This window comes from Exiguobacterium sp. KKBO11, from assembly GCF_001644945.1.
Classification (GTDB): domain Bacteria; phylum Bacillota; class Bacilli; order Exiguobacteriales; family Exiguobacteriaceae; genus Exiguobacterium_A; species Exiguobacterium_A abrahamii.
In genome coordinates this window covers 65748-79195 of record NZ_LUCU01000011.1, presented here as the reverse complement: position 1 = coordinate 79195, position 13448 = coordinate 65748, and the positions used below count along the sequence as shown (strand labels likewise).

General features: G+C 49.7%; 14 protein-coding genes and 3 riboswitches. Of the genes, 3 read left to right on the top strand and 11 right to left on the bottom strand.

From position 1 onward, the window contains the following. Positions 1-211 precede the first annotated feature (211 nt). The 8 genes from ribH to AYO36_RS00660 all read right to left on the bottom strand — a co-directional run bounded on the left by ribH (position 212) and on the right by AYO36_RS00660 (position 7730). Entirely contained in the window at positions 212-670 is a 459-nt protein-coding gene (gene ribH / locus AYO36_RS00695; protein ID WP_035395821.1) for a 6,7-dimethyl-8-ribityllumazine synthase, read from the bottom strand. Beyond that, positions 667-1857: a bifunctional 3,4-dihydroxy-2-butanone-4-phosphate synthase/GTP cyclohydrolase II gene (locus AYO36_RS00690; RefSeq protein ID WP_064299227.1), complete on the bottom strand. Its 1191-nt coding sequence runs from the start codon at positions 1855-1857 to the stop codon at positions 667-669. Before AYO36_RS00690 ends, ribH begins: the two co-directional genes overlap by 4 nt. Next, positions 1857-2483 carry a riboflavin synthase gene (gene ribE, locus AYO36_RS00685; RefSeq protein WP_064299226.1) on the bottom strand — a complete coding sequence of 209 codons (627 nt, stop codon included), beginning with the start codon at positions 2481-2483 and terminating at the stop codon, positions 1857-1859. Before ribE ends, AYO36_RS00690 begins: the two co-directional genes overlap by 1 nt. After that, entirely contained in the window at positions 2468-3508 is a 1041-nt protein-coding gene (gene ribD, locus AYO36_RS00680; RefSeq protein ID WP_064299225.1) for a bifunctional diaminohydroxyphosphoribosylaminopyrimidine deaminase/5-amino-6-(5-phosphoribosylamino)uracil reductase RibD, read from the bottom strand. Before ribD ends, ribE begins: the two co-directional genes overlap by 16 nt. Positions 3509-3667: 159 nt before the next feature. Continuing rightward, a riboswitch (FMN riboswitch) is annotated at positions 3668-3812 on the bottom strand. 183 nt (positions 3813-3995) lie between these two features. After that, on the bottom strand, positions 3996-5201 hold the full coding sequence (locus AYO36_RS00675; protein WP_064299224.1) for a M20 family metallopeptidase: 1206 nt from the start codon (positions 5199-5201) through the stop codon (positions 3996-3998). Between the two features lie 22 nt (positions 5202-5223). Next, the gene (locus AYO36_RS00670; RefSeq protein ID WP_023469540.1) at positions 5224-6042 is read right to left on the bottom strand and encodes a MetQ/NlpA family ABC transporter substrate-binding protein; all 819 of its coding nucleotides are present in this window, start codon (positions 6040-6042) and stop codon (positions 5224-5226) included. Positions 6043-6061: 19 nt separating this feature from the next. Beyond that, positions 6062-6712 carry a methionine ABC transporter permease gene (locus AYO36_RS00665; RefSeq protein WP_023469541.1) on the bottom strand — a complete coding sequence of 217 codons (651 nt, stop codon included), beginning with the start codon at positions 6710-6712 and terminating at the stop codon, positions 6062-6064. Beyond that, on the bottom strand, positions 6702-7730 hold the full coding sequence (locus tag AYO36_RS00660; protein WP_064299223.1) for a methionine ABC transporter ATP-binding protein: 1029 nt from the start codon (positions 7728-7730) through the stop codon (positions 6702-6704). The genes AYO36_RS00665 and AYO36_RS00660 overlap by 11 nt, the downstream gene beginning before the upstream one ends. An 86-nt stretch (positions 7731-7816) precedes the next feature. Next, positions 7817-7920, bottom strand: a riboswitch (SAM riboswitch). A 249-nt stretch (positions 7921-8169) separates the two neighbouring features. Then, positions 8170-8271: riboswitch (SAM riboswitch) on the top strand. Positions 8272-8338: 67 nt separating this feature from the next. On the opposite strand from AYO36_RS00660, the gene AYO36_RS00655 reads away from it, so the two are divergent. Continuing rightward, a complete protein-coding gene (locus tag AYO36_RS00655; RefSeq protein WP_064299222.1) occupies positions 8339-9097 on the top strand; it encodes an alpha/beta hydrolase in 759 nt (252 codons plus the stop codon). A gap of 73 nt (positions 9098-9170) precedes the next feature. Here AYO36_RS00655 and AYO36_RS00650 read toward each other — a convergent pair whose 3' ends face one another. Further along, positions 9171-9785 (bottom strand): thymidine kinase, encoded by a 615-nt coding sequence (locus tag AYO36_RS00650; RefSeq protein WP_029342777.1) that lies wholly within the window; start codon positions 9783-9785, stop codon positions 9171-9173. 183 nt (positions 9786-9968) lie between these two features. On the opposite strand from AYO36_RS00650, the gene AYO36_RS00645 reads away from it, so the two are divergent. Beyond that, positions 9969-10619: a DedA family protein gene (locus AYO36_RS00645; protein ID WP_082874137.1), complete on the top strand. Its 651-nt coding sequence runs from the start codon at positions 9969-9971 to the stop codon at positions 10617-10619. Between the two features lie 36 nt (positions 10620-10655). On the opposite strand, the gene AYO36_RS00640 is transcribed toward AYO36_RS00645, so the two are convergent. Beyond that, positions 10656-10901 carry a type B 50S ribosomal protein L31 gene (locus AYO36_RS00640; RefSeq protein WP_023469546.1) on the bottom strand — a complete coding sequence of 82 codons (246 nt, stop codon included), beginning with the start codon at positions 10899-10901 and terminating at the stop codon, positions 10656-10658. Positions 10902-10992: 91 nt separating this feature from the next. Continuing rightward, the gene (gene rho, locus AYO36_RS00635) at positions 10993-12366 is read right to left on the bottom strand and encodes a transcription termination factor Rho (protein ID WP_050676977.1); all 1374 of its coding nucleotides are present in this window, start codon (positions 12364-12366) and stop codon (positions 10993-10995) included. A 355-nt stretch (positions 12367-12721) separates the two neighbouring features. On the opposite strand from rho, the gene AYO36_RS00630 reads away from it, so the two are divergent. After that, positions 12722-13399: a C40 family peptidase gene (locus AYO36_RS00630; protein ID WP_058704154.1), complete on the top strand. Its 678-nt coding sequence runs from the start codon at positions 12722-12724 to the stop codon at positions 13397-13399. Positions 13400-13448 lie beyond the last annotated feature (49 nt).

Below are 13448 nucleotides of genomic sequence, written 5' to 3'. Positions count from 1 at the left end.
TTCATTTCCTCCTTTATACGCGTTACCCTGATTTACGAAAAACATTGGAAAATGTTTCAAACTTTCTTTAGTAGACCATTACCGTTCTACTTCAAAACGAACCCTCAAATTTCAAATCTACTATTCTTTTTTTGAAATTTGGTTCAGTGTTCGTGAGATTCCCGCAAAAAAACAGGCTGATGGAAGCTTCCATCAGCCTGTTTCTGGTTCGTTAGATCGTCCGTAAAAGATTCGCCATCTCAATCGCAGAAACCGCAGCTTCATAGCCTTTGTTCCCAGCTTTCGTACCGGCACGTTCGACTGCTTGCTCGATTGAATCCGTCGTCAGGACACCGAAGATGATCGGTACGCCTGTGTCGCGCGACGCACTCGCGACACCTTTCGCGACTTCGTTACAGACGTAATCATAGTGTGACGTCGCTCCGCGGATGACGGCACCCAGCGTGATGACGGCGTCATATTTGCCGCTTTTCGCTAACTTTTCCGCGACGAGTGGAATTTCGAATGCTCCCGGAACCCACGCTGTATCGACAGCATCCGCTGCAACACCGTGGCGGCGGAAAGCGTCGTTTGCTCCTCCGACGAGTTTTGAAGTGATCAATTCGTTAAAACGTGCAGCGACGATTGCGACGCGTAGTCCTTCTCCTGTTAAGAAACCTTCGTAGATCATGATGTATGTCCTCCTTGGATATCGAGCCAGTGCCCGAGTTTCGTTTGTTTTGTTTTCAGATAACGTTGATTTTCAGGTTCAGCCGGTACTTGATGGGGCACGCGTTCGATGACTTCGATGCCTTCTTGTTCGAGCACCCGTTGTTTGTCCGGATTGTTCGTCATCAAGCGGATCTTCGTCACGCCGAGATCACACAACATGTTCGCTGCGACCGTATAATCACGCATGTCCGTCGGATAACCGAGTGCATGGTTCGCTTCGACCGTATCGAGTCCTTGTTCCTGTAACTCGTACGCTTTTAACTTCGCCATCAGACCGATGCCGCGTCCTTCCTGACGTAAATAGAGGACGGCTCCACCTTCTCGTTCGATCCGCTCGAGTGCCGCATCGAGTTGCGGTCCACAATCGCACCGCTTCGAACCGAAGACGTCCCCTGTCAGGCATTCCGAGTGTAGACGGACGAGCATCCCGTCGTGCGCTTCACCGGATAAGACAGCGACATGTTCTTTATCGTCTGGCGTCGTATAGCCAATCATCCGAAAGGCTCCGAACGTCGTCGGAAGCAACACTTCCGCCTCCCGCTTCAACGGTCGCTCGAGATACGCGACGAGTGCTTCGATCGTAATCAGTTTTAAATCATGTTCTTCCTTATAGAGAAGTAGATCATCGACCCGTGCCATCGTGCCGTCTTCCTTAATGATTTCACAGATGACGGCGATCTCATCGCTACCGGCAAGACGGGCAAGATCGACACCCGCTTCCGTATGTCCACGTCGCTCCCGCACACCACCCTCTTTTGCGATCAACGGAAAGATGTGACCCGGTCGTTTGAAACGTTCCGGTCCATCCGTCAGCATCCGCTGAATCGTTAGCGACCGTTCCTCAGCACTGATGCCGGTCTTTGCCTCTTCATGATCGATGCTGAGCGTGAATGCCGTTCCATGCGGATCTGTATTATTCGCTGTCATCGGAGCAAGTTCGAGTCGCTTTGCGATCCGCGGGCTGACTGGTACACAGACGAGTCCTTTTCCGTATGTGATCATGAAATTGATGTTTTCCGGTGTCGCGTGTTCCGCGAGCATGACGAGATCGCCCTCATTCTCACGATCCTCGTCATCGCAGACGATGATTGGTCGTCCGCTCTTCAAATCTTCTATCGCGTCTTCAATCAAGTCGAATCCGTTCATTACATGTCGCCTCCTAAGAATGCTGCCCAGTCCGTCTGCTTCTCATGCTGCGTGAAATGATAGAGATGTTTCGCCATCATGTCACACTCGATATTGACGACTGCGCCGCTTGCCAATCGATCAAACGTCGTCACTTGACGTGAGTGCGGAATCAATGAAATCGAGATCGTTTCCGGCGTGACGCGTTGCAACGTCAGGCTCGTGCCGTTGATCGCGATCGAGCCTTTCGGAATACAATACTTTTGCCACGATCCGACATCAAACGTATAAACCATCGCTTCTCCATCCGGTCGCCGACTGATCAGCCGCGCTGTTCCGTCGATATGTCCACTGACGAAATGACCGCCGAAACGACCGTCTGCCGGCATCGCCCGTTCGAGTTGCAATGGGCTTCCGACGCGGTACGTGCCGAGTGCCGTCGAACGGATCGTGTCATGGACGGCATCTGCTGTGAAACCGGTCGGACTCATCGACGTGACCGTCAAACAAATCCCGTCGACGGCGATGCTATCCCCGATCTTCGTTCCTTCGAGTACCTGGTGCGCCTCAATTTCAAGCGCTAACCCGTTCGGTCGCGGGATCTTTCGTTTTAAGGTTCCGACTTCTTCAATCAATCCGGTGAACATGTCGTCTCCTCCTTTCGGATGTACGTCAGATGGAGATCCGGTCCAACCGTCTCAACCTGGTCGATTTGAAAACGATCTTCGATATCGTGTTGACTATTCCACGCATCGCCTTCAAAAATCGATGGGGCTTGGTAGACTTCGATTCGGTCAACGAGATCTGCCTCAAGGAAAGCGGCTTGAATCGTCGGTCCACCTTCGATCAAAACACTGCGGATGTCTTGTTCGTATAAGCGTTTCAAAATCGCTTCCGGCGTCTCATACTCACCAACGAGAACCGTCACCTGATCGTGACTAATCCGAGGAACACTCGTCAGCCAGTAGGTTGGATTTTTACCATCACGGAAAACTTGGGCCGTCTCCGGGACCCGACCACGACGATCGACGATTACCCGAATCGGCTCGATGCCTGACGACGCGCGTAACGTTAGTGCCGGATCATCGACGAGGACCGTCTCACTGCCGACGAGAATTGCGTCGTGGCGTCCACGCAGGGCGCGACCGTTCGCGCGTGCTTCTTCTGACGTGATCCAGCGCTGTTCACCTGTCGCCGCGATCCCGTTCATCGTCTGAGCGATTTTGACGGTCACGGTCGGACGTTTTCGTTCGATCGTCTTCCAGAATGCCGTGTAGAGGGCTTCTGCCTCATGGCGTAACAAGCCAACCTCGACTTCGATTCCCGCGTCCTGTAGTCGTTTGATTCCGGAACCAGCGACGATCGCATGTTTGTCTTCCGTTGCGACGAAGACTCGTTTGATTCCTGCTTGTAGAATCGCTTCCGTGCATGGTGGCGTCTTGCCATGATGATTGCATGGCTCGAGCGTCACGTAAAGATCGGCACCGCGGGCGGCTTCTCCTGCCATCCGTAAGGCTTCGACTTCTGCGTGCGGACTACCGGCAAACCGGTGCGCACCGAAGCCAATGATGCGTCCTTGTTTGACGATGACACAGCCGACACTTGGATTCGGACTTGTTTGTCCGTGTAACATTTGTGCTAATTGCATGGCATAACTCATCATCTGTGACATCGCGTTCACTCCTTTCAAATGAAAAAAGACGCCCCTTGAAAAAGGGGCGTCTGTATAGAAGGGTTCACGAAATACACGGTTCGCCCCCTGCATTTTTTCATGCAGAAAGAGACCATCTCCTGAAAACATTTTTTCAGAAAACGGCTTGAATCGTGTCGTTTCGTTCTTCTCCCATCCGGACTTTACCGTCGGCCCTGGAATCTCACCAAGTCAGCCATGATGCGTACATCACAGGTCGCGGGCTCGTCGATCAATCGATCGCATCACCGCCGGTTGGGATTTTCACCCTACCCCGAAGAACTGGATTATTCAGTTATACAATTTTAGCCTAGCATATCTTTTTCAAGAAAACAAAGCGCAAATGCTTCTGTCTTGTCTCTTTTTTGATTTCGCTCCAATTCTGTCACCCATCACCAATTCGTGATCAACTGCATCTCAAAAACGACCGGAGCACCTGATAGCAGTGCATCCAGTCGTTGTTTTCCGCTTATAAATATCCGTTCTTCCGATCGTGGAATTCTTGAGCGATCGCCCCGCGCGTCCGTTCATCAGCGAGGACGCGAAGCGCTGTCCGAGCGAGGATTTTCGCCCCCGTGATCAATGCTTCATCTCCAGCTTCTGAACGAGCCGCTTCTTTGAATGCTTCCGTATGCGCGACGAGATCGTCCGGACCTATCTTGATATACGGATGGATCGTCGGAATGACTTGACTGATGTTACCGGCATCCGTCGAGCCAAGACCCGGTCGTTCGTCTAAGTGGACCTTTTCACCAAGCGATTCTGCTTCTTCTTGGAACAGACGGTCGAACGTCCGGTTGAAGACGAGGTTATCGACTTCATTTTGGAAGGCGATGACGTCAAGTGTCGCCCCAGTCGCGAGTGCCGCGCCTTGGGCGACAGCTTTGACTTTTTCCGTGACGGCATTCAATCGTTCCCGTGTCGTCGCCCGGATGAAGAAACGTGCTTTTGCGTATTCCGGGATGATGTTCGGCGCATCACCTCCATGCGTGATGATTCCGTGAATCCGGACATCGTCCGGTAATTGCTGACGTAACGCATTGATTCCATTGAAGAGTTGAATGACAGCGTCAAGGGCGTTGATGCCTTCCTCCGGTGACGCCGCTGCGTGTGCCGGACGACCCGTAAAGGCAAAGTCGAGCGGATCGACCGCAAGGGAAGAACCCGTGATCCGTGTTTGTCCCGACGGATGGACCATCAAGGCTGCATCGATCCCTTCCAGCAACTGATGTTTGACGAAACTGCCTTTCGCACTACCGTTCGGTCCACCTTCCTCGGCTGGTGTTCCAAGGACAACGACACTCCCGCCGACTTCATCGAGCACTTTACTGAGCGCGATCGCCGCTGCGACGCTCGTCGTGCCGATGATATTATGACCGCACGCGTGATCAATACCCGGCAACGCATCGTATTCAGCAAGAAAGGCAATCGTTGCGCCTGGTCGATCGCTCGATTTCTTCGCGAAGAACGCGGTATCGTGCCCCGCGACGCCGAGTTCTACTGTAAAACCTTCCGCTGTTAGACGCTCCGCATGGAGCCGCGAAGCAAAGAATTCCTCGTTCCCGATTTCCGGCGTTGCATGAATCCGATGACTTGTCTCAAGATACGATTCCCGTTTTTGTTCGATGTCCTGTTCAATCGTCTCTACCCATGTCGTGCGTACTGGTGTCGTCATACTGTCCACTCTCCTTTTGAAATTATTCGCCGATATCGCTCAGTGGAACGAACGTCGGGATCGTACTGCCTTTATATTCTTTTTTGATGAAGGCCGCGACATCTTTTTGTTGATACAGCGATGCGATTTTTTTCAGTTCTTTTTTGTTCTTGTCTTCCGTCCGTGTCGCGATGATGTTGATGTATGGTTTTGCTGTCTCGTTCTCATGGACGATCGAGTCCTTGATCGGGTTGAAGCCAGCGTCAACGGCAATGCCATTGTTGATGATTGATGCCGCGACGTCCGGTAAGACGCGTGGCGTTTGCCCGGCGACGATCGGAACGATTTTCAGCTTTTTCGGATTCTCGACGATCTTATCGACCGAACCGTTGCCATCGAAGTCGTCCGGTAGCTTGATCAGACCTGCTTCTTGCAGTAACAAGAGGGCACGTCCCATGTTCGTCGCTTCGTTCGGAACAGCGATTTTTCCGCCATTTGGAATGTCTTTGACATCCTTGTATTTATCTGAGTAGATCCCCATCGGTGCGATGACAGTCGTCGCAATCGGCGATAGCTTCAAGTTATGTTCTTTCTTGAAAGCGTTGAAGTAGGAAATCGTCTGGAAAGCATTGGCGTCGATCTCACCCTCAGCCAGTGCCATGTTCGGCTGGACATAATCGGAGAACTTGACGAGCTCGATTTTGATGCCTTCCTTCTCTGCTTTTTTCGCGACATAATCCCAAACTTGTGTGTCGGAACCGCTGACACCGAGCTTGATCGTCTTTTCGTCTTCTCCTGATGCTGCGCACCCGGCAAATAAAATCGTCGTGAGTGTTGCTCCAATTGCTACTGCTTTTTTCATGGCTGAATCGCTCCCTTGATTAATGTCTTCTAATTTTTCGTGCGACGATGTTGCCTGTCGTCTGTAAGCCTTGGACTAAGATGACGAGAATCCCGACCGTGATGATCATGACTTTCGTGTCGAATCGTTGATAACCATAGGTGATCGCTAAGTCACCGAGACCACCGCCTCCAATCGCACCTGCCATCGCTGACGCCCCGATCAAGCCGACCGTCGCGATCGTTAAGTTCAGGATGAGTGAACCGAGTGCTTCCGGCAGAAGGAAGCGGAAAATCGTTTGAAACGGTGTCGCGCCCATCGCTTCTGCTGCTTCAAGAACGCCTTTATCGACTTCGAGTAAAGAACTCTCAATCAGACGCGCCATGTACGGTGCAGCGTAAAAGACGAGCGGAACGATTGCGGCTTCGGTTCCGATTGATGTCTGAACGATCAAGCGTGTCAATGGGATGATCGCGACGAGTAAGATGATGAACGGAATCGAGCGAAAAATATTGACGATACTGTTGAAGAACGTGAACAGCGGGACATTTTCAAGCAATGCTCCTTTTCGCGTGACGACAAGCAGGATCCCGAGTGGTAAGCCGATCAATGTCGAGAATAAGAGCGAAACGGATACCATCGTCATCGTCTGTAAAAATGCTGTCCAGATATCACTGTAATTAACTAGCATGGGCAAGTACCTCCTCGACCGTCACCTGTGCCTGATCGATGTAGTGTAACGCTCGTTTTACTTCAGCCGGCTCACCGATCAGTTCAACGAGCAGAGTGCCAAACGGTGTCTCCTGCAACTCCGTGATGCTACCGTGCAAGATGTTGACATCGACGTCAAAGCGTTTCGCAACTTGCGATAAGAGCGGCTGCCCGGTGTGATGTCCGAGGAAATGAATCTTATAGATCGGATTCGCATTCCGGGACTCGATCAACTGGCGAATCGATGCTGGAATCTCGTCGTGCATGACGGAGCGGACGAAGTTCTGTGCTGTCTCGGTCTGCGGGTTTGAAAAGACATCAAAGACCGTTCCTGACTCGATCAGTTTCCCAGCTTCGATGACGGCGACGCGGTCGCAAATCTCCCGAATGACGCCCATCTCGTGGGTGATCAAGAGAATCGTGATCCCGTACTCCGCATTGATCCGTTTTAATAACTGGAGAATATGATGTGTCGTTTGGGGATCGAGTGCTGACGTCGCTTCGTCACATAAGAGGACGGAAGGTTGCGTCGCGAGTGCCCGGGCGATACCAACGCGCTGTTTCTGCCCACCCGACAATTGATCCGGATAATGATCCGCCTTGTCCGCGAGATCGACGAATTCGAGTAACTCCGTCACCCGGCGGCGAATTTCGTCTTTCTTGACGCCTGCGAGAACGAGTGGTTTCGCGACATTCGTAAAGACCGTGTTCGCATTCAATAGATTGAAGTGCTGAAAGATCATCCCGATCCGTTGTTTTGCTTGGCGCAATTTTTTCGGAGACAGTTGCGTTAAATCTTCCCCATCAACCGTCACCGTTCCTGACGTCGGTCGTTCTAACAGATTGACGCAGCGGAGCAGTGAACTTTTTCCGGCACCGCTAAAGCCGATGACACCAAAGATTTCGCCTTTTTCGATTGTCAGGTCGACACCGTCAAGCGCTGCGATCGTCTGATCTTTCGTGACGTACGTTTTTTTGACTTGATGAAATGCAATCATTCCGTTTTCCCCCTTCATTCAACAAAAAAGGTCCCTTCTTGAGAAACAAGAAGAGACCTGGATCCGCACAGTGGCAGAATCCACTCCACTCATCTCTCAGACATCTGTCTGATGGAATTGGCACAGTGCTCATAATGAGTCTGTTGCCGAGGTTTCGTAGGGCCAGTCCCTCCACCTCTCTGGATAAGTATTGCGGTATGAAATTCGTATGTGTGTTGTTGCGTTGTTGCTTATGTCGTAAAACTAATTTTTACATTACGGGTCGAAACTTTAAAAGTCAACCAACTTTGCAAAAATAATCCATTTGGCGCATATCGATGGATGAACAAGTTATGAGTTAGCTTACTCAACGGATCATGATTCGTCAAGAAAGATTTGACAAGTCATTTTTGGTCGTGCTACCATCGTTTCAATGATTATTCCGACAATTCCAATATGATATTTATCAAGAGTGAACGAGAGACCTGGCTCTATGACTTCACGGCAACCTGCAATCTGTAAGGTGCTCCGACCAGCAAAGCGCGGCTTTGGATGATACGGTGAAAAACTCGTGGGCGTCCAAGCAGTGACGTCGACGAGTTTTTTTCATGAATGGAGGAAAAATAGTAATGATGAACTATCCTGTATTGACTGGTGCTGAAGCGTTTTATTTTCAAGGTGGACCGATCGGTATTCTAATCTGTCATGGTTTTAATGCCACTCCGCAAAGTGTCCGCGACGTCGGTGAGGCATTCGCTGCTGAAGGTTTTACCGTCTATGCCCCGCGCTTACGCGGACATGGAACGAACGTCCGCGAGTTTGAACAATCGACTGCTCGATGTTGGAAGCAAAGCCTGCAAGACGGCTATGAACGTTTACAAGAAACATGCGATCAAGTCTTCGTCATCGGTCAATCGATGGGTGCGACGCTTGCACTGTCACTCGCCGCTGACGGCATTCCGTTCGCCGGCATCATTACGATCAATGCCGCACTTTCCGTTCCATCCTATGAAGCACTTTCGTTCGAGGACGGTCCAGAGTACTTACCGGAAGGGGCACCGGACATCAAACGGTCTGCTTTCGAAATCATCTATGACCTCGTTCCAAGTCGTTGTGCGTTCGAACTCGTCCGTCTGATGGATGAAACGAAAGGACGCTTAGGATCAATCCTTCTGCCGACATTAATTCTCTACTCGGCGACCGATCACGTCGTCCCGCCGTCGAGCTCGGATTATCTGCATCAGCACATCGGAACGAATGATAAACGAAGCTACTGTTTGCTGAACTCGTACCACGTCGCGACCCTCGATCATGATCAGGATTTGATCGTTCGTGAGACGATCCGCTTTATCGAACGCTCAAGCCGGTTCTCACAGGAAACGGGATAATAAAAAAACAGCTATTCACTTAGAAGCGAATAGCTGCTACATCAAAGGACGACCGCGATCGGTTCGTCTTTTTTTAATTTTCTTGGTGCTGCACCGACTGGAGCGGCTTCGGTTTTCCAGGCACCTCATGGCAATGGCGGCATCGTGGCTCATACGATTCTGAAGCGCCTACTAGGATGATCGGATCATCGTAATTCGCTGGTTTTCCATCAATCAACCGTTGTGTCCGGGAAGCCGGATCCCCACACGAAAGACAGATGGCTTGTAGCTTCGTCACGAATTCTGCGCGCGCCAGTAATTCCGGCATCTTGCCGAATGGCTCTGCCCGGAAATCTTGATCAAGACCTGCACAAATGACGCGTTTTCCGTCTTGTGCGAGTGCTTCGATGACTTGTACGATCTCATCATCAAAGAATTGAACTTCATCGATTCCGACGATTTGTGTTTCTTCTGCTACTGCTGCGTAGAGATCACGACTCGTCGCCATTGGAATCGCCACGACGGAGTTGCCGATATGAGAGACGACATGCTCTTCATGGTACCGGTCGTCGATTGCCGGCTTGAATACTTGAACGGGCAGTTTGCCGTACTGCGCCCGTCTGACACGACGAATCAACTCTTCCGATTTCCCGGAAAACATACTGCCACAAATTACTTCGATCCAGCCGTACTGATTTATTACATGCATCATCGTCCGACACCGTCCTCTAAAAATAGTCACTTTAACGAGTATAGCCCGAAACGGTATCGAGAAAAAGGGTTGACTTCCGGAAATCAAAATTCATTTTTTCTTTACCTAGAATTTTTGTCCTTTCATTCCAACCGTCCCCTATTTCCTGTACACTGAAGAAGAAGACTCTCACGAAAGAAGGTGTCCCCGATTCATCATCTCTTACATGACATCCTGCACCAATATGGTGCCCTTGGTCTCTCCGTCCTTCTCGCAGGTGGTATCGTGGGATTGCCGGTTCCTGATGAGACCCTGCTCGTCCTGTCCGGTTTTTGGATGCATCAAGGCAATCTACCACTCGTCGGTACGATTCTCGCCGCTTACGCCGGCAGTTGTATCGGGATGACGATCAGCTATTTACTCGGATTAAAACTCGGTATGCCACTACTACACCGCGTCGGACCGAAAATGCGTATCGCAGAAAAACATATTCTTTCCGCTGAAGCCGGATTTCGTCGTTACGGAAAATCGGTCCTAATCATCGGTTACTACATACCTGGTCTCCGCCAACTCTCTGCCTTTTTTGCAGGTGTCTCGAAAATGCCGTTTCGCGTGTTTGCGAGTTATGCGTATACAGGTGCGTTGATTTGGATCAGCGTGTTCTTAGGCGCCGGCTACTTTGTCGGTCGTCATCTCTCGTTCCACAAAGTCGTGGACTATATCTTGGCACATCCGGAAGTCATGCCGTATTTAATCGGGATTGCCGGTGGAATCGCCTTCTCCTTCGTCTTGAAGACGTATCTCGCGTATCGTTCACAATTCAGTCTATACAAAAACAGCCTGCTTCCATAATGGAGGCAGGCTGTTTTTTTAAGAACCGGCAAGTGATTACTTGCGGCCGTATTTTTTGTTGAAGCGATCGACACGACCATCTGCCGCGTTGAACTTTTGACGACCTGTGTAGAATGGGTGCGAGTCTGAAGACACATCCACACGGATGAGTGGGTACTCGTTACCATCTTCCCAAGTGATCGTTTCGTTCGAAGAACGAGTAGAACCGCTTAAGAATTTGTACTCAGTCGTTGAATCCATAAATACTACTTTGTTGTAGTTAGGGTGAATTCCTTGTTTCATGGTTGATTTCTCTCCTTCCGCCCTGGTTCATTTGCTGAGCCAGAGTAAGTTACCTTCCTATACTAAACGATTTTTTTGCGCGTCGCAATAGTTATTTTTCCGTCGTCGTTTCCTTCTTGACGGTACGTGGTTTAGCCGGTGCGCGTCGGACCGCCTTCTTCTTTTCCTTCTCGAGTTCGACGAAAAATTCCTCATTATTTTTCGTATCGCGAATCTTCCGTAGGAACGTATCGACGAATTCGTTCGACTCGTTCATCGTCCGGCGAATCGTCCAAAGTGCATCGAGTTGCTCTTTCGGAAGCAAGAGTTCTTCCTTCCGTGTACCGGACTTCCGAATGTCGATCGCTGGGAAGATCCGACGCTCTGACAGCTTACGATCAAGATGCAACTCCATGTTGCCCGTCCCTTTGAATTCCTCATAGATGACGTCATCCATGCGCGATCCTGTCTCAACGAGAGCTGTCGCAAGAATCGTCAAACTACCACCGTGTTCGATGTTTCGCGCTGCCCCAAAGAAGCGTTTTGGTTTATGGAACGCAGCCGGGTCAATCCCCCCTGAGAGCGTCCGACCGCTTTGCGGTACCGTTAAGTTATAGGCCCGTGTTAGACGTGTGATCGAATCCATCAGGATGACGACATCCTTCTTGTGTTCGACGAGTCGCATCGCCCGCTCGAGGACAAGCTCAGAAATCCGGACGTGGTTGTCTGGTGTTTCGTCAAACGTCGAGCTGACAACGTCTGCTCCCGGAACCGAGCGCTCAATATCTGTTACTTCCTCAGGACGCTCATCAATCAAGAGAATGATCAGTTCGACATCCGGATGATTCTCCTGAATCGAGTTTGCGATTTCTTTGAGGAGTGATGTCTTCCCTGCTTTTGGCGGTGCGACGATCAAACCACGTTGACCAAACCCAACCGGTGCGATCATATCCATGACACGCACAGATAGATGGCGTGGTTCTGTCTCAAGTCGCATTAGACGATCCGGATAGATCGGTGTCAGTGCCGGGAAAAATAAACGGTTACGGGCAGTATCTGGTGCTTCACCGTTGACGGCTTCCACGCTAAGTAATCCTTGGAACCGTTCGTTTTCCTTCGGTGGACGGACTTTACCTGTGACGACATCACCATTACGTAGATTAAAGCGTCGGATTTGAGATGCTGCGATATAAATATCTTCAGAGGATTGGGAATAATTGATAGGACGAAGGAAGCCAAAGCCACCATCGTTTTGCATTTGTGGGTTGCCAGGGATGACTTCGAGTACCCCTTCGAGGAAATAAAGACCAGTCGATTCAGCCTGTGCTTTTAAAATCTTGAACATCAACTCGCGTTTACGGGCTTCCCGGTATTGTGGGACATTCTTCGTCTTTGCGATTTCATAGAGTTCTTTTAATGTCAGTTGGCTCAATTGAGCCAGTGTATAGGAACGTTCTGGTTTATCTTTTTTATCAGTTGTTGGCATGTTCTTCACCTATTCTTTATAAATTCAACTGCATTCAGCATACTTCCATACATACATCAGGAGGTATGTAATTTTATTCGTGAACTAAAGGTATCATATTTTTTTGAATTCGTCGTTAACAATCCTCTGCGTTTCTTACTTTGTAATATTCAAGGATATTATTTCAGTTATGTTACAAAAGCATCTGTTTTGTCTTCTAACTGAAAAAACGTTTTCAAGTGTGCTCGTGCTAAGATATTCCTGCAGACAAAATTCTTACACAGTTGTAAGGTAGACTGCTTAATCACACACTTAATGATTTCATCATATAACTTACGGACGCAACACACTACATTTAAACGGAGGAATTCTTAACATGAAACGTTTTCTAGCATCGATCGCGACGGCAGCCTTAGTGGTTTCAGGTTTTACATCAGTGGGTACAGGTAAAGTTGAAGCAGCGACAGTCACGAAAGTCAAGATCACGGACAACGGTCTTCGTGTTCGGACAGCACCTTCTACGAAAGCAAGCATCGTCGGGAAAGTCAACGCTGGTCAAGTCTTTACATACAAAGGCAAATCAGGCAGCTGGACAAAAATCTCATACGGCGGTAAAACACGCTATGTCTACTCACAGTACACAAAGACATACAAATCATCTTCTAGCGCTAAAAAATCAACAAGCTCTTCTTCTAAACGGACGAAAATCCTGAACGAAGCAGCAAAACATAAAGGTACACCTTATGTATGGGGTGGAACAACGACTCGTGGATTCGACTGCTCTGGTTTCACAAGCTACGTGTACAAGAAAGCGGCTGGTAAAACATTGCCACGTACGTCTTCTTCACAATATTCTTCTTCTAAGAAAGTCAGCGTTTCAAAAGTACAACCAGGAGATCTTGTCTTCTTCTCACACGGTAGCGGCATTCAGCACGTTGGGATCGCAACAAGCAAGTCAAGCATGGTCAACTCAGAAACAGGTGGCGTTAAATACTCAAGCTTCAAATCAGGGTACTGGGGTTCACGCCTTGTCGGCGCAGGATCTTACCTATAATTCATCATCTCAAAGCGGTTGAGCATTGGCTCGATCGCTTTTTTTCATC